Origin of the sequence: Pseudomonas nitroreducens TX1 (assembly GCF_000313755.1) — a bacterium.
Classification (GTDB): Bacteria; Pseudomonadota; Gammaproteobacteria; order Pseudomonadales; family Pseudomonadaceae; genus Pseudomonas; species Pseudomonas nitroreducens_A.
The window spans coordinates 30939-47516 of the sequence record NZ_AMZB01000137.1 but is presented as its reverse complement, the minus strand read 5'-3'; the positions used below and the strand labels follow the sequence as shown (position 1 = coordinate 47516).

At 55.1% G+C, this 16578-nt stretch carries 19 protein-coding genes; 17 read left to right on the top strand and 2 right to left on the bottom strand.

The features are described 5' to 3' along the window. Positions 1-6: 6 nt before the first annotated feature. The 14 genes from C167_RS0129655 to C167_RS34670 all read left to right on the top strand — a co-directional run bounded on the left by C167_RS0129655 (position 7) and on the right by C167_RS34670 (position 12435). On the top strand, positions 7-930 hold the full coding sequence (locus C167_RS0129655) for a DUF5309 domain-containing protein (RefSeq protein ID WP_017521950.1): 924 nt from the start codon (positions 7-9) through the stop codon (positions 928-930). A gap of 56 nt (positions 931-986) precedes the next feature. Further along, the gene (locus C167_RS0129650) at positions 987-1409 is read left to right on the top strand and encodes a hypothetical protein (RefSeq protein WP_017521949.1); all 423 of its coding nucleotides are present in this window, start codon (positions 987-989) and stop codon (positions 1407-1409) included. Positions 1410-1449: 40 nt separating this feature from the next. Continuing rightward, positions 1450-1758, top strand: coding sequence for a hypothetical protein (locus C167_RS0129645; RefSeq protein ID WP_017521948.1), 309 nt, complete (start codon positions 1450-1452; stop codon positions 1756-1758). Then, entirely contained in the window at positions 1758-2054 is a 297-nt protein-coding gene (locus C167_RS33425; RefSeq protein ID WP_017521947.1) for a hypothetical protein, read from the top strand. The genes C167_RS0129645 and C167_RS33425 overlap by 1 nt, the downstream gene beginning before the upstream one ends. Then, the gene (locus tag C167_RS0129635; RefSeq protein WP_017521946.1) at positions 2051-2656 is read left to right on the top strand and encodes a phage adaptor protein; all 606 of its coding nucleotides are present in this window, start codon (positions 2051-2053) and stop codon (positions 2654-2656) included. The genes C167_RS33425 and C167_RS0129635 overlap by 4 nt, the downstream gene beginning before the upstream one ends. After that, on the top strand, positions 2653-4098 hold the full coding sequence (locus C167_RS34690; protein ID WP_157791883.1) for a hypothetical protein: 1446 nt from the start codon (positions 2653-2655) through the stop codon (positions 4096-4098). Before C167_RS0129635 ends, C167_RS34690 begins: the two co-directional genes overlap by 4 nt. Positions 4099-4399: 301 nt before the next feature. Further along, complete coding sequence (locus C167_RS0129625) at positions 4400-4807, top strand: hypothetical protein (RefSeq protein WP_017521944.1); 408 nt, start codon at positions 4400-4402, stop codon at positions 4805-4807. Further along, complete coding sequence (locus C167_RS34685) at positions 4804-5763, top strand: hypothetical protein (protein ID WP_157791882.1); 960 nt, start codon at positions 4804-4806, stop codon at positions 5761-5763. Before C167_RS0129625 ends, C167_RS34685 begins: the two co-directional genes overlap by 4 nt. Next, a complete protein-coding gene (locus tag C167_RS0129615; protein WP_017521942.1) occupies positions 5760-6446 on the top strand; it encodes a hypothetical protein in 687 nt (228 codons plus the stop codon). Before C167_RS34685 ends, C167_RS0129615 begins: the two co-directional genes overlap by 4 nt. Positions 6447-6642: 196 nt before the next feature. Continuing rightward, positions 6643-7665, top strand: coding sequence for a hypothetical protein (locus tag C167_RS0129610; RefSeq protein WP_157791881.1), 1023 nt, complete (start codon positions 6643-6645; stop codon positions 7663-7665). Beyond that, positions 7662-9818, top strand: a complete 2157-nt coding sequence (locus tag C167_RS34680; protein ID WP_157791880.1) for a hypothetical protein — start codon at positions 7662-7664, stop codon at positions 9816-9818. Before C167_RS0129610 ends, C167_RS34680 begins: the two co-directional genes overlap by 4 nt. A gap of 829 nt (positions 9819-10647) precedes the next feature. After that, positions 10648-10830 carry a hypothetical protein gene (locus C167_RS0129590; protein WP_017521937.1) on the top strand — a complete coding sequence of 61 codons (183 nt, stop codon included), beginning with the start codon at positions 10648-10650 and terminating at the stop codon, positions 10828-10830. Between the two features lie 22 nt (positions 10831-10852). Beyond that, entirely contained in the window at positions 10853-11128 is a 276-nt protein-coding gene (locus tag C167_RS34675) for a hypothetical protein (RefSeq protein ID WP_157791879.1), read from the top strand. Beyond that, positions 11128-12435, top strand: a complete 1308-nt coding sequence (locus C167_RS34670; protein ID WP_157791878.1) for a hypothetical protein — start codon at positions 11128-11130, stop codon at positions 12433-12435. The genes C167_RS34675 and C167_RS34670 overlap by 1 nt, the downstream gene beginning before the upstream one ends. Here the strand turns inward: C167_RS34670 and C167_RS34665 are convergent. Further along, the gene (locus tag C167_RS34665; RefSeq protein WP_157791877.1) at positions 12404-13909 is read right to left on the bottom strand and encodes a hypothetical protein; all 1506 of its coding nucleotides are present in this window, start codon (positions 13907-13909) and stop codon (positions 12404-12406) included. The genes C167_RS34670 and C167_RS34665 overlap by 32 nt on opposite strands. 71 nt (positions 13910-13980) lie before the next feature. Here C167_RS34665 and C167_RS0129575 point away from each other — a divergent pair, with 71 nt between their 5' ends. The 3 genes from C167_RS0129575 (at position 13981) to C167_RS0129565 (ending at position 15807) form a co-directional block, all read left to right on the top strand. Then, positions 13981-14520, top strand: a complete 540-nt coding sequence (locus tag C167_RS0129575; RefSeq protein ID WP_026079361.1) for a glycoside hydrolase family 19 protein — start codon at positions 13981-13983, stop codon at positions 14518-14520. Further along, positions 14517-15053, top strand: a complete 537-nt coding sequence (locus C167_RS33070) for a hypothetical protein (RefSeq protein ID WP_017521933.1) — start codon at positions 14517-14519, stop codon at positions 15051-15053. Before C167_RS0129575 ends, C167_RS33070 begins: the two co-directional genes overlap by 4 nt. Before the next feature lie 274 nt (positions 15054-15327). Continuing rightward, entirely contained in the window at positions 15328-15807 is a 480-nt protein-coding gene (locus C167_RS0129565) for a MarR family winged helix-turn-helix transcriptional regulator (RefSeq protein WP_017521932.1), read from the top strand. A 13-nt stretch (positions 15808-15820) separates the two neighbouring features. Here C167_RS0129565 and C167_RS0129560 read toward each other — a convergent pair whose 3' ends face one another. Next, positions 15821-16573 (bottom strand): sulfite exporter TauE/SafE family protein, encoded by a 753-nt coding sequence (locus C167_RS0129560; RefSeq protein WP_017521931.1) that lies wholly within the window; start codon positions 16571-16573, stop codon positions 15821-15823. Positions 16574-16578: the final 5 nt, after the last annotated feature.

The following is a 16578-nucleotide window of genomic DNA, read 5'->3' as shown; positions in this document are numbered from 1 at the left end:
GTCATCATGACCGCAACCACTAATACCTTCCTCACCACTGCCGCAATCGGCAACCGCGAGGATCTGACCGACGTCATCTACCGCATCAGCCCGACCGCCACCCCGTTCATTTCGATGGCTGCCAAGTCCAAGGCATCCAACACCCTGCACGAGTGGCAAACCCAGGATCTGGCCGCCGCGGTGACCAACAACGCCCAGGCTGAAGGTGACAACGCCTCCGCCAAGACGGTAACCCCGACTGTGCGTCTGAACAACCGCACCCAGATCTCGACCAAGACCGTGATCGTGTCCGGCACCCAGCAGGCAATGAACCCGGCTGGCCGCAAGGATGAGCTGGCCTACCAGCTGTCCCTGGCATCGCTGGAACTGCGCCGCGACATGGAAAGCTCGGCTACTCAGCTCGACGTCACCGCTACTTCTCCGCGTCAATCCCGTGGCCTGGTTGGCTGGGTTGTGGACAACGTCGACAACAACGGCGGCACTCTGGCTTCGTACACCGGCAACACTGGCCGTACCAAGGGCACTGCAGTCGCCTTCACCGAAGCGCGGCTGAAGAACGTCCTGCAGAAGTGCTTCACCGCTGGTGGCGACCCGGACACCATTCTTCTGCCGCCGAAAGCCAAGCAGACCTTCAGCACCTTCACTGGTAACGCCACTCGCTTCGACAAGTCTGAGGACGCCAAGCTGTATGCGTCTGTGGACGTGTATGTAAGCGACTTCGGCGAACTGAAGGCTGTTCCGAGCCGCTTCCAGGACGCCAACGATGTGTTCTGCCTGCAGTCGGACAAGTGGGCCATGTGCTACCTGCGTCCGTTCCAGACCATCGAGCTGGCTACCACTGGTGACGCCCAACAGCGTGAACTGGTGGTGGAGTGGACCGTCGAGTCGCGCGCTCCGAAAGCCAACGGCGCTGTGTACGACGTCGCCTAACAGTAGCAACTAGAACAGGGGAGCTTCGGCTCCCCTTTCTTTTTGGGAGAGACAACATGCCCCAGATTAAACAGGGCGCTGACGGCGCTCTTGGCATCGAGGGTAGTGCAGGCGGCGACGGTGGCTTTGTTCCGGTCACGCTGAACTATCTGGCGACTACCACCGACTGCACCATATTCACCGCAGACCGTCCGTACACAGTCAAGGCCATTCGTGGTCGCGTCGATGTGGCTGGTACCGGTGGCGCATGTACTGCTGTGATCCGCAAGGTTCCGAGCGGTACTGCGCTTACCTCTGGCACCGCGCTGCATACCGGCTCGTACAACCTCGTTGGCACTGCGAACGCACAGCAAACCCTGACCCTTTCCACAACTGCAAGCGATCTGCTGCTGGCCGCTGGCGACTCCATCGCCTATGACCTGACCGGCACCGCAACTTCTGCAGTCGGCAACATCAGCGTCCTGCTGAACCCGGCCTGATTCACCGCCCCTTCGGGGGCGGCTTCCTTTGGAGATAGCCATGAGCAACACCTTCGAGGGTGCGATCAGTGTCGTCGTCACGGGCGTTTCTATCGCCACGACTGGCACCTCTGCGAGCGCCAACATTCCGCTTTGCCAGTCCGGCGAAATCCCGAAGTACATTCGCATTGCGGCAACCGCACCGGCCTGCGTGCGCCTCGGCAACGGCACTGTTACCGCGGTAACCACCGATCTACAGGTACAGCCTGGCGACGCCGTGATTCTCGCTGTTCACCAGCTCACCAAGATCGCCGCCATTCAGGTTTCTGCTGCCGGCATCGTCCAAGTGTCGCCGCTGGAGAACATGTAATGACCGACGCGCTTGATCTGGACACGAAATTCCACTTCCACGACGGCAAGATGACCGTGCAGCGCACCCAGGACTGCACGCCTATCGCGGAATTCACCAAGACCAAGCACAACGCCGGTATGTACGGCAGTTCAGAGATGAAGCATGCCGCCTCCATCCCTTACGTGATGATTGAGAAGTACTGCAACGATCACGGGATTACCTTCCGGGAGTGGTGTGTCAACAAAGAGCACATCAAGCGCATGCTGAATGATCCGGATCTGAAGGCGTTCCGCGTCTGGCCGGGGGCTGTATGAGCATTGCGACCTACTCCGACCTGCAGACCTCCGTAGCAAACTGGCTCAACCGGTCAGACCTCTCTGCCAATATTCCGGACTTCATTGCGCTGGCTGAAGATCGGCTGAGTGGCGACCTGAAGACGCGCGCTATGGAAGCGAAAACAACGCTTTCGACGGTGGGTGGAACCAGTACGGTTGCCTTGCCTGCCGATATGCTGGAGATGCGTCGCCTCCAGATTCTGGGTACCTATAACCAGCCTCTGTCCTATAGGTCGCCAGACGAGCTGAGCATTGACTACGCGGACAATCGCTCAGGGCAGCCTGTAGTTTTCACGGTGGTTGGCTCGAACATCGAGCTTGCCCCCATTCCGGACGGCGTTTACTCGGTAGAGTTGACCTATCAGCAGCGGATCCCCGCATTGTCAGCATCCAATACGACAAATTGGCTCCTGACTGCGTGGCCTAGCGCGTACCTCTATGCATCCCTGATTTCTGCAGAGCCATTCCTGAAGAACGACGAGCGTCTTCCTGTCTGGCAATCGCTATATCAGGAGGCTGTGGACAACATCAATGGAATCGACTGGTATTCCGGGTCGACCATGAAGGTTCGTGCACGATGATCCCCATTGTCGGCTTCGCTCCGGATGCTGATGTCACGACGCCTGGGTTGATCAGCGGGTGCTCTAATCTCATCCCGTACCAGAATGGCATGGAGTGCGCGCCTTCCCCAGCCATCCCAGGTAGCACTCCTGTTTTGCCAGCGGCTTGCATTGGCGCAGCAGTTGTATCGAAGCTGGATGACACACGGCGCATCATTGCTGGGACTACGACAAAGCTCTATGAGTTCTCTGCAGGCTCTTGGGTTGATGTGTCGCGCGCTGGAAACTACAACGGCGGCGTAGATACTCGCTGGTCTATCACTCAGTTCGGTGATGCCACGCTTTGCGCTAACCGGGCAGATGTCATTCAGCGCTCTACGTCTGGGGCCTTTGCGGATATTGCCACTGCACCAAAGGCAGAGATCGTTTTTACGGTTGGCGCCTTCGTGATGGCGTTGAACCTGAATGATGGCAGCGAAAAGCCTGATGGCTGGGCCTGCTCGGCAGCCTTCGACGATACAAGTTGGACTCCGAGCATTGCTACTCAGGCAACATCAGGGCGACTTGTTGCGACTGCAGGGCGCCTGACTGCCGGAATGCGCTTAGGCGAATATGCTATCGCCTACAAACAGCGATCCATTTACCTTGGCTCATATGTTGGCGCTCCGACCGTATGGAACTGGATTCAAGTGCCTGGCGGCGAGGCTGGATGTGTAGGGAAGGAAGCAATTTGCGATATTGGCGGCGCTCACTTCTTTGTGGGCGACGACAACATGTGGATTTTTGACGGGACGCGCCCTATCCCGGTGGCTGATGGCGTGATCCGACAGTGGTTCTTCGATAATTGCAATCCGCAGTATCGCTACAGGACCATCTGCAGCTTTGATCGGCAGAAGAACCTCGTGTGGGTCTTCTTCCCTTCCAATAGTTCGACTACACCTGATGCAGCAATCGTTTATCACGTCATTGCCAAGCGCTGGGGCATCGCGAACCGACAGATTGAAGCTGCCTTGAACTATGTGCAGCCAGGCGTAACGATTGATGGATTACCCACGTATTCATCCACAATCGATGGGCTTTCGTCCTATTCGTTCGATTCTCAGTTCTGGCTATCTGGCGGCAAGTCACTAGCAATCTTCGACACCTCCCATCAACTCCAGAGCATGACCGGCCTGTCTACTGGCGGCTCCATGACGACTGGCGAGGTGGGAGATGACTTCACTGTCACTACCCTGAACAGCATTCGACTTCGCTATGCGGTGTCGCCTTCTGCGTCTAGCGCTCAGGTATTTGCGCAGCAGAACTCCGGTACAGGATTCCTTGCTACCGGCTCAGGCAGTGTTCTTGATGGGAAATTCGATGTGCGTCAGACGGCGCGCTGGCACAAAGCAACATTCACATTCACTGGCCCCGCCAAGATCACGCATATGGATGCGGACTTGGTTAAGGCAGGTATGCGCTGAGTACACCAATGAAGCTGAACACGACGCCACGTGTAGGAACGAATGATCCTGTCCTGCAACGTGAGCTTCGCGAGCACGCAACCCAGGTTAACTTGCTTTCCGAAGGACGAATTGCTGGCTTCTATCAGGCCCTAACCTCTGCTCCATTGTCAGGGTCATATCAGCAAGGTGACTTCGTGATGAATCTCACCCCGACTGAACTTGGTTCCGCTGGATCAAAGTATGTGATTCATGGCTGGCAGTGTGTTGCGGCCGGAACTCCAGGTACTTGGGTCCAATGCCGATTCCTGACAGGTAACTGATGAATCTGATTCCTATCAATGCCGCGCAAATTGACTTTGCATGGCAGGACGGCGCTCATGTCCTGAAGGAGGCTTGCGATACCTCTGGAGGGGAGATTACAGGGGATCAGCTGAAGCTCATCCTGTCCCGCGGCGAGCGCATCCTTCTGCGTCTTGATGACGATGGGAAGAAGGTTGGTTGGGCAGTCGTCCGTATCGATCAGCTGCCAAATATGCGTGTGATGATGGTCACTGATCTCGTTGCCCCGGGCGGATATTTCCACCGCTGCCTTGAGCCATTACGCGCCATGTCTCGCTCAATCGGATGCTCAGTAATCCGCTGCGCCGCGAAGCCAGCCCAGGCGCGACTTTATCAAATGAAGTGCGGCTTCGAGCCTGTCTACCAGATTCTGGAGGTCAAAGTATGATCAGTCGGCGCGATCTTTACGCTATGGGTGAGCCTTTTGGCGATAGCTGCACTAGGATTGAGGCTGGCCGCTTGATCTGTGGCGGTGGCGGTGGAGGCGGTGGGAAAAGCACCACCACTACGGAAATTCCGAAGGAGCTGAAGCCACTGGCAACGGCATATGCCAATAAGGCAATGGGACTGTCCAACACCCCTTATCAGGCATATGGCGGTCAGCAAGTTGCTGACATAAATCCATACCAGAACGCAGCAACAGCGCGCCTTGGTGAGATGTTCAATTCTGGCGATTCCGCCATGAATGCGGCCAGAAACACAGTTACTAACTCGCTTAACTCTGGTCAAGCCGCCACGCAGAACCCGTATGGGTATATTGGGAATGGTGGCAGCAATCAATATGCTGGCTCAAACCCGTATCTTCAGCAAAATATCGATGCTGCACTCGGTGACATTACCAGGAACTACAACAATGCCGTTGCTCCTGGCCTAACCACTCAAATGGTAAATTCCGGTTCATTCGGTAACACCGGAGCGCAAGCTGCAACTCAGAACGCCATGAATGATTTGACGAAGAATCTTGCAAATACTGCATCTGGGATGCGCATGCAGGATTATGGCAATCAACAGCAGTTAGCAGAAAGTCAGATCAATCGAAACCTGCAGACCAACCAGTTCAACGCTGGGCTTGGTCAGGATTATGCGTCAAGGAACGACTCTCTACGCGGTCAGATGCTTGGATTGGCTCCAGGCTATGAAAACCAGCAGCTCGGCGTTGCAAACAACTTCATGAACGCCGCGAATATGTATCAAGACAACCAACAGCAGAAGCTGGATGCGCAATACCAGAACTATCTGGATCAGCAGAACGACCCATATAAGAAGCTTGCCGCGATGGCAGGTGTATTCGGGTCTGGACTTGGCACCACCACTACTACTAAATCGTCCGGGGGTGGGAAATGAGCTGGCTTGGTGATGTAGGCAGCTTTGAGCTGTTCAACCTGAAAGGCATGGGGAATCAGATCAAAGATAACCCTGCTCGCCTCCTATACGGCTCTGCAGACCCATTCTCCACCAAGATGTGGAATGGGGTCCTCGGAACTGATGACAAGCCACTCGTTGACCAATGGGGAGGCGCGGCTCCGCAGCGCTATGGTGAGGCCGAGGATGCGGGTATCAACACAGGCCCGGGCAAGACCATGCATGGCGTTGCACGCACCATCGCGGGCATGTTTGCAGGTGGTTATGGCGCTGGGCAGGCAGGAGGCCTCCTGAGTGGCGGTCAAGGTGCAGCGGCAGCAAGTCCTGGTGCTGCCGGATATGGCGTTGGTCAACCAGTGGTATCGGGTGGTGTTGGTAATGCCACCTACGCTGGCGGACAGTCACCTGGCCTGCTCAGCACCATGGGCAGCAAGCTTTCGAGTTTCAATACTGCAGCAAAGCCATATATGGAGGCTGCACAGTATGGGCAACAGGCAGCAGGCCTTCTGTCCACGCAGTCTCAGGAGCCTCTGGCGGCTCAGCCTCAACAGCAAGTTACCGGTGGTCCAGAATCACTCGCGCAACTCGCTCAAGGCAGCCAGAACAACCTGATTCAGCGCAGGCAGCAAGCCATGCAGCAGCGCCGGATGATGGGGGGATTCTGATATGGCTACGAACTCTGGCGGGCTGCTCGACTTCGTTAATACCCCGATTGGCATGGGGCTGCTATCTGCGGCTTTCGGCGGCCTTGCCGGGGCTCGCCGTGGGGCGCCTCTCAATAGCCTTGGCACTGCAGGTCTGGCGGGCGTGGCTGGGTATAACGCTGCGTCGTCGAATGCGCTGAAGAATCAGGCAATGCAGATGAAACAGCGTCAAATGGAGCAGCTACCGACTCTGTATGGTACTGACAAAGACGGGAACACCACATTTGACTGGAAGTCTGCCATTGCTCTTGGCGTATCCCCTGACGATCTCGCGAAATATGGTCAGGCGCCTAACGCAGGAAAGACCAAGGTTGCTCGCACCCTGGAAGTGCCAGGCATCAACGGCACCAAGCAGACGATTCAGCTAGACGAATTCGGCAACCGTGTCGGGGATGGCATAGACAGCTATGTCGCCCCTCAGTTGGTAGACCTGGGTGGTTCAAAGCAGTTCGTCACACCAACTGCAGGCCAGGGGTATGCCGTTAGCATGTCTCCCGCGGAACTTGCTGCGAATGCCCGCGGTTGGGCAGGCATTGAGAACCAGCGTCAGCAAAATGCGATCATGCAGGATGCCAACAACATCAACCGTCAGGCGCAGCGGACTCAGATCGTTGTTGGCGCAGACGGTAAAAATTACCTTATTGATAAGGGAACTGGCTCTGCGACTCCTGCCGTAACGGAGCTTGGTGCCCAAGTTATGTCTGGTCCACTTGCGGAAGCGACTGCAAAGAACCAGCAAAATATGCAGAAGCTTGGCGGCATGATCCAAGAGGCAAGAAAGATCCTTCCTGATGCAACTTCAAGTGGCTTAGGTGCTATCCGTGATACTGGTAAGCGCTTTTTTGGCAAGAGCAGCCCAGAGGCGCAGGCAGCAGCCAAGCTTGGTGTCATTGGCGGGAACATGCTGATGTTCATGCCCCGCATGGAAGGCCCTCAGTCTGACCGAGACGTTGAGAACTACAAAGCGATGGCCGGCAAGGTTAGCGATCCGACTATACCAGTTGAGGAGCGCATGGCTGCCTTGGATGCTATGCAGATCCTCGTTGACAAATATAGCGGTCAGACGCAACAGCCGGCTCCAGCACAGCCACAACCGAAGCAGGCGGTAGGCACCTATTCTGACCAGGACAAAGAAGCTCGTTATCAGGCCTGGAAGCGTCAACAGGGGATGAGCCAATGACTGAGCAGGAAGAGTTTGAGTTTCGCCACCGTCTTGAGCAGGAGCAGGCATCTGCGCCTCGTGTGGCAGCGCCAAAAATGGTGGCTCCTACCTCAATGCCTGATGCATCGCCTAACTATCTTGAAGATACGAACTGGCTGCAGCGCGGCATGATTGGCGCAGGTAAAGCGACTAACGACCTACTGCTCGGTGTCGGCTTCACTCCTGATGGTGTCATTGGCAAGCACATTGTTACCGAGCCAATGCCAGAAGCAGACAAGCAGCTTATGAGTGACCCTGCCGGGCTGATTGGCAATATCGGCGGTCAGGCTGGATTGATGTACGTCGGCGGCAAGGGGCTGCAGGGTGCTGGTAAGCTTCTTGGTGCTGCACGAGGCGTTGGCGCGCTTGGGCAAGCTGCTGGACGCGGCATTGAGGCTGCAGGGAATGCAGTTATTTCCCCTGCTAGCTACAAGCAAGCGGCAGCGGTAGGCGCTGGTTGGGGCGCGCTTTCGCAGCCTGGCGATATTGGTGACCGCATTCAAAATGCTGGAGTGGGCGCAATTGGCGGGAGTGCCGGCCTCGCACTAGGGAGAGGTCTCGGGAAGATTGCGGGTTCGATTAAATCGGCCCTAACTCCAACTCGAGATATGCAGGCGGAAATAACCGCTCGACTAGCGTCTAGTGGCATCGACTTTAATGCGCTACCTAGAGAGGCACAAAAGCAGATCATAAAGATTGGCAAGCGTTCAGTCGAAGATCTTGATGTACTAGATGAGAAGCAATTAGCACGACTTGCTGATTTCAACTCTCTTGGCATAACTCCGACTCGCGGATGGGTTACTCGTGATGCCAAGGATTGGTGGTTGGAAAATAACCTCAATACAGTTGATGACCAGATAGCTGCGCGCTTCAAGGATGCCAACCAGAAGCTTGTCCAAGGTGTTACCAAGGACGCTGGCAGTGCATCTGATTATCAAATGGGCAAGAAGCTTGAGGAAGCCATTACTGGCTATGACTCTGCCCTTAAGAGCAAAGCTGATGCACTCTACAATCAAGCAAGAGCGACTGCTGGTCGCGATATTCCGCTTGATCCTCATCAATTTGTAAATCGGGCATCTATTGATCTAGACCAGCAAATGCTTGGCGCAAAACTGCCAAAGGACACGCTGCTTTGGTTTAAGCGCGTTACTGGAGGCAAAGAGCCTTTTGATATGGGTACTGCACTGCAGCGCCTGCAGGCAATAAATGGGCGCATCTACTCTACTACTGATCCAGCAGAGGCAAAGGCTCTCGGAATAGTCAAAAATCACTTAATTGATGTGATTGATAATGGCGAAGCGGCTGCAGCTACACTGCGCCCCAATCCTGGCGTTCAGCCGCAAGGTAGCAGGGTTTTTACGCAGCCAGGATTTGGCAGCGATAGGATTTCTGGCCCTAGCAATGGGCTGTCTGGCCCGCAGTCTACTGATCTTATTCCGTTCAACGGTGAACTTGTGCCGACTAGCGGACAAGATGCTGGATATACAGGTATCGCAGAGGCATTCCGTGCCGCGCGCGCAGCAGCTGCTGACAGATTCAGATTCCAAGAGTCCAACCCTTTGGTAGAAAAGGTATTGAAGGGTCGTTATACCCCTGAAAGACTCCCTGATCTCATCAGCTCCATGCGCGTGGATGACCTTAATAGCCTAGCGAGAGTCGAGGCTGAGCGAGGCGTCCCCATGCTTAGTTCGTTGCGTGATGCAGCAAAAGCCTACATCCGCGATTCATCTACATTGCAAGGTGAAACCGGAGGCACCTTCACAACAAGAGGATTGCGAACAGCCCTTGATAGGATAGGCCCAGAAAAAGGTGAGGTTCTCTTCGGGAAAAATGGATGGGATGACTACCAAAGGATTTTGCGTGCAGCAGGGAATATCAATAATGCACCGATAAAGCCAGCAGGTTCTGCGACGGCAGCGAATATGATGCGCATGCTGCAACAAATACCTCTTCCTGGAGTTCCTAAAGCAATAAATATTGCCATTACCGGCCTAGGTAAATTCAAGCAAATGTCAGATGTTGGCGCAGCTCTAAACTCAGGCAGCGGTCTCCTGACGCCCATGCCAGTCCAGAAAGCGGCTAGCAGGCTTCCTCTTCTGACTACTCCTGGCCTGCTCAGCGTTTCGGAATAACTTCGTCGGGCTCATCGGCTCTAGACCACAAAACGAACTTCCTGATCTTGCTTCCACGAGGCAGGTATCGCTTTGCGAGCCTGATTAGGAAATGTTCGAACGAAACGATAAGCCATAAACCAACGAACGGCCCTGTTACCTGAATCGTCTTCAGGATGGCGCCTTTCAGTTCCATCTCGCCTCCAGCCCGCCTAGTGCGGGCTTTTTATTGGGAAGAAAGCCATGCCGCTACCTTCTTCTATCAACGATCTGTCGCAGACTGCTTCGGCGAATAGCCCGGCCGGTTCCGAGTCTCCAGGCCTGATCGATGACTACCTGCGCACGTATGCATCATACATCGCAATTCTACGCGATAAGCCAGGCCGGCTCATCGGTGCGCCTAAGACGTTTTTCACCGCAGGTGCGGCGACATACACACCGTCAGCCGGCATGACACTTGCCGTCATCTTCGCCACGTCTGGCGGTGGTGGCGGTGGTGGAACTGTAGCGACCGTTGCCGCGCAAGGTGCTATTGGCGCTGGAGGTGCTTCTGGCGGTTTCTGGAATGGTTATCTCACGTCAGCTCAGGTTGGCGCGTCTTTGGCTTTGACCATTGGCGCACCAGGAGGCGCGTCGGCTGGTGGCGCCGGAACTGCTGGCGGTACCACGTCAATCGGAGCCTTTGTATCTATCCCTGGCGGTAGTGGTGGTAGTGCAGGTGGTGCTGTGTCATCCAGTAGCACGGCAGTTAACAACGGGGGCGCCCCAGGCGCAGCACCGAGCGTGGCGGGAGCCGTGACGATCACGCAAGCCTCTGGAATTCCGGGCGGTGTAGGTGTTGCAACCCAAAATGGCTCTGTATCTGGATATGGGGCTGGATCCCCTATTACGAATGGCGCAGGTGGTGGAAGAGGGGTTGGCCCCACCAATGCTGGCCTACCCGGTACTTCTCCAGGTTCTGGCGGATCTGGTGCATGTGCCGGGGCTAGTTCTGCGGCATTGGCTGGCGGTGGTGGAAACGCCGGCATGGTGATCATTTACGAGTTTGGTAATCCATGATGAAAGCATACGCATATGTCTATGATGGCGAGGTCGTGGAAGTAATTCATGGAGCCATGTATGAGGCTCCATCAGTTGAATTGCGCGAAAGGATTGGCGAGGATGAATGGAATCTACTGGAGGATCGCACAGGTCGTGAAATACCAATTTCAGAGCGGTTTACCCCTGAATTCATCCGCTATTTAGTTGAGGTAGATCCTGAAAATGTAAGGCAGGGGATGCGCCTGGTTGATGGGGAATTTGTCGCAGGCGCTGTGCTGGGAGCCTATTGATGCTGAATATTACCCCTGAATTATTTGGTGCTGTAGGCGACTGGAATGATGTATCAGGCACGGATGATTCAGCGGCATTTTCTGCAATGGCTACGCACATTGCAGCCAATCCTGGAACTGTAGTCACCATCCGCAGAAAGCATTACGTAAAAAGTGGATGGCAGATTGGCGCCAGTAATTTTTCCATTCGCGGCATAGGCAGTGCGCAGGTTCATAGTGATGGGGCCGCAGGACAAGACACTTTGCGTGTCACAGGAGGCTCTAACATCGAAGTAAGTGGCGTTAAGTTTTCGCAACCAAGATCACTTCTTCGAGGGAATGAGTTCTGCATGTATTTCTTGGATTGCGCAAATGTAAGGGCTCTGTACAACTGGACAGATGGTGGAACTGCTGGGATATGGTTCAACCATTGTGCACACTCCATCGCACAGGGGAATACTGTCGATACCCCGAAAGCAGATGGCATTCATTTCAGCCATGGAAGTAGATACTGCAAGGCGATTTGCAATACAGTCCTAAATCCTGGTGATGATGCGTTTGCAGCCAGCTATTACAACCCTGTTAGCGGGCGCACACATCACATAGATTTCATACAGAACTCGGTTAGCAGTGGTTATTGGGGATTTGGCTTTGCAATCTATAGCGCCGATTACATCAATATCATCGGTAACAGCCTTACTGAAATCGCGCTCGGCATGGTCACCTTGAACGAGAATGCTGGCGGTGGAATGTCCACAAACATCCATATCAGTGATAACCGTGCAAGCGGTCTATGCAGGGTTAGCGCGGTTCCAATGAATTATTGGCATGGTCTCCCAGACGAAGCGGTTACCTCCGTCCTGTTCATGGCCGGCGCGCTTCTACGTGGTGAGAATGTCAGTTTCATCGGCAATAGTCTGTTCGACATAAAGGCATACTCACCATCAGCACAGGCGCGCACAGGCGTACGTATGAATGGCGGCACGGCAATCAGGGTCATGCATAATGGAATTCGGCAATGCGGCTGGACTGGCATCGCTGGTGGTGACCAGATGCTGAGTGAGTGCACTGTTTCATCAAACGCGCTAGATGAGGTAAATGGTGTAGGTGTCAGATTCGAGAACACCCCACTCTCAACATCATTAGTGATCTCAGGAAACGCTGGAGGCTATGGCGCCATCAACGGTGATCCATTCCTAGTTCGTGTGGTTGGTGCAGGTGCTACCCGGGTAGCCATCTGTGGAAATACAAGCGCATCGGGGCGAGGTATTTCCACAGACTCAGGTACTGGCAGTACTAACCTGCTGATCGCTGGGAACTACTGCTGATCCAGATTCTCTGGATCATCATCATCAGTATCGCTCCAGTCATGGGCAAGAATGCCATTACCCATAAAACTGGGTTTATGTGCAGGTGCATAGCCGCATGCCCTTTAGCAAGCACGACCCAGGACATTGTCACCGTCATGCTGAACATTGCCGTAATAGCAATATCTCTTAGTTTTCCTATATAGAAGACGGCAGCAATTGCCTGTATGTAAATGCAAGCAAGAAATATCCAAGAGAATGCGAAATTCGCCCCGGCAATGATTGGTTGATAGAAGCTTCCGAAATATCTCCAGAGAGTTTCTATAAGATCTGCACCATTGCCAAGCTCAGGTCTAACATCAGCTCCAGAGGCATATGTTCTGCGCGTAACATCTGTGGCAATTCCATGCAAGCCATCAAGTATCACACCTGAGCGCAAATACGCATGCAGCAATGCGGAAATTACAAATCCGATTGTTGCGGAAATGAAAAGTATAAAGAACGCCTTTGCTATAGCTTGTGGGGTATCCTTGTTTGCCAGTCCAAAATAAATCGCTGGAAGTGTTGAGATGATTAGGACGCTAGGCAGGAATTCATAGCCGAATGAGCATTTGATAACTACCGCCAAAGTGTATAAGGCTAAAAAAGCCTTTGATCTTATGGCGTTGGCTAATCCATGTTTAGAAATCCAGTAGGCTGTCACGAGAACTGGTAGGAACCAGTTCCACGGACTCCAATAAAGGTTTCCAGAAAACTCAAGCCACCATGGAGATGCCATAAGGATCATTCCTGCCCCTATGGATGCTAGCAGTCCGAATTCCTTTGAAAGCATGGCAAGGAGAATCGTAAGAACAACAGCCGTCAATACGGATGAGAGGAGTCTGTATGGTTGCATGTCAACTCCTCCGAAGTGTTTGTACAACCTGCTATATAAGTAACCAGAAGCGCCTATTTGTGATGTGTAAACACCAACTGCTAGATTTGATGTTATATCTGCAGGCTTTCTTTTTGTTAAAAATTCTCCTGGCGTAAGCATGTCTCCTGAATAGTTCACGTTCAGGTATGTTGATCCACCAGACAAAGATACAACTGACCTTGTCTGGCCGTTAGGCATGAAAATCTTTTGACCTGGAGCAAATTTGTAAAGGTTCTGTAGTGATGTGTCTACAATGAAAGATTGCGTGCTCCTTGACACACCGTTGTACCAGTTTTCATCTGAAACCTTTGAGAGCATTCTCTTCTTTAGAACAACCCCAGCGGAACTGTCGAAAAATTGATCCCTGCAATTCTGTGCAGGTAAATAACCAACTATTCCTAGCTTTGTTTTTGTATCTGTTTTATCACCTGACTCATTCAGCATAGAGCACAGGATTAGGTTTTCAGAGAACTGGTCGTAGAACGACTGGTTGACGATTTTTAGAGGGTCTTTGAATGACCACCATGCCATCAATGCGCATACGATAGTTGCCGCGCATATTTTCGTTAACTTCTTCATACGTCCTTCCGCTGGATTTTGCCCAGGCATGCTACGCAGCAATACATGAATGATCAATTGGAGCATAAATGATGTCATTCACCGAATCGCAGCTTATGCGCATCTACCCCAACGCCAGCCAGAGAGCTGGCGTTTTTGTTCCTGCGCTCAACAGGGCGATGCAGCGGTACAAGATCGACTCTCCGGTGCGGCAGGCGGCGTTCCTTGCCCAGATCGGGCATGAATCTGGCCAACTCCGCTATACGCGCGAGATATGGGGGCCTACGCGGGCGCAGAATGGCTATGAGGGCAGGAAGGACCTCGGGAACGTAGAGCCAGGAGACGGGAAACGCTTCATGGGGCGCGGCCTGATTCAGATCACAGGCCGCGACAACTACCGCAAGGTCGCTGCTGCGCTTGGAATTCCACTGCTGTCCAGACCTGAGTTGCTTGAGCAGCCGGAATGGGCTGTTACCTCTGCAGCCTGGTGGTGGGCAGATCGTGGCCTGAATGAAATAGCTGACTCTGGTGACTTCGAGAAGCTGACGCGCCGTATCAATGGCGGCCTGAACGGGCTTGATGATCGCAAGGCTATCTGGGAGCGCGCCAAGAGCGTGCTGGGGGCTGCATGATGGACTGGAAAACCGTGGTGAAGACCGTTTCTCCCTGGATTGGAACGGCCCTTGGCGGCCCGCTCGGAGGCATGGCAGTGGAAGCCGCGGCTTCAGCACTTGGCCTCTCCGAAAAGACCACGGACGCGGTAAAGCAGGCCATATCCGGAGCCACTCCTGAGCAGATGCTTGCCTTGAAGCAGGCCGATCAGGAATTCGCACTACAGATGCAGGCGCTTGGGTTTAAGCAGGTGACTGACCTGGAGGCATTGGCCGCTGGTGACAGGAAGGATGCCCGCGCCATGCAGATTGCGCAGCGCTCTTGGGTGCCTGCTGCGCTTTCTATCATCGTCACCATTGGCTATTTCGGCATCTTGATAGGGATGATGCTCGACTGGCTGAAGGTGTCAGACTCCCAGGCCCTTTTGCTGATGCTAGGAAGCCTGTCGACAGCCTGGGGCGTTGTCATGGCCTTCTGGTTCGGCACTACCTCGGACAGCGCGCGCAAGACTGAACTGTTGGCGGGATCGCCGCCGGTAAAGGGTAAGGTGTAGTTGCCCAGAACGGGCGAGGCGGGGGTTTTGCTCGTACCAATTTCTGTACCACTTTCATGATCTGGAGGGGGTTCTAGGGGTATTTGAACGCCCTAGAATGCCCCTTACAGCGCATGTTTAGTACTCCTGCTATTCCGCACATGTCCTTACCGGATCTCCGTTGGGGATGAAGTGGGTGACGTCTCAAGGACGCCTTAGGGGATGACCCGGTGATCTAGCGAGAGTTCTATTTGATTTCATTGAGGAAAAGTGACGGAGCAGCAGGTGGACTGAGATGGCCGAGAGCAAGACTTCGATGCGCAACGCCCACGCACTCTCGATGTTGCAGGCCCTGAGACGGCTGCAGCAGGCGGCGGAAGTGCATTCCAAGAGCCTGGGACGCGATGGCGAACTGACGCCGTTGCAGTTGTTGATCCTGCAGGTGGTGGAGCTGGAAGGGGAAATAACCGCTGGTCAGTTGGCGCAGCAGGTGGCGTTATCGCAGTCATCGATCTCCAGCGCGCTGACCCGCCTGGAAAGCAAGGGGTTGCTCACGCGCCGGCGCGATGACGATGACCGCCGCAAGCAGTGGCTGAGCCTGGAGGAGGAAGGCACCCACGCGTTGCACAACGGTCCGACGCTATTGCCCGAGCACGCCCTCGAGCGCTTTGCCGGCCTGCCCGAGTGGGAGCAGCATGCGATCCTCGCCGGGCTTTTGCGCGCTGCCGAGCTGTTCGAGACGCCGGGGGCTGGCGCCGCGGAAGAAGAGTTCTAGGGCGTTTTGAAAGCTACGAGGTCATCAGCTTCTGCGCCGCCAGCGACAGGCTGACCGCCACCAGCATCAGGGCGAACAGACGCTGTAGCGTTGCCCCGCCCAGGCGCACCGCCAGGCGATTGCCGAACAGCACGCCGAGCGCGCCACCCGCCGCCAGGCACGCCAGCAACGGCAGCGGCGGTTGTGCATGGGTGAGATAGAGCAGGAAGCCACCGCCGGACACCAGCGCGATCACCGCCATCGAGGTCGCGGTCGCCGCCAGCATCGACAGCGGCGTGAACCACAACAGCCCCGGCACGATCAGGAAGCCGCCGCCCACGCCCATCAGGCCGGACAATAACCCCACCGCCAATCCCACACCCAGCAGCGGGCCGTTGCGCACCGGTTGGCTGCACGCGCGCGGCTGGCTGGAGCCCTGCCACATGCGCCAGGCCGACCACAGCACCAGCAGGCAGAAGCCGACGATCAGCCAGGCGTCCGGCACGAGCTTGCCCAGCCACTGGCCGACAGCGTTGCCCGGCCAGCCGGTGATCACCAGCCAGAACAACGGCTTCCACGCCACCTGGCCCTGCCGTGCGCGCGGTACTGCGCCGATGGCCGCCGACAGTGCCACGGCCCCAAGGCTGACGCCAATGGCATCGTGCAACGGCAGGTGCAGGCTGAGCAGCAGGGGCAGCGCCACCAGCGAGCCGCCTGCGCCGGTCAGACCCAGCAGCAGCCCGAGGATCAGGCCTATGGCGGAGGATTCAAGCAGCAGTGCATCCATGTCGG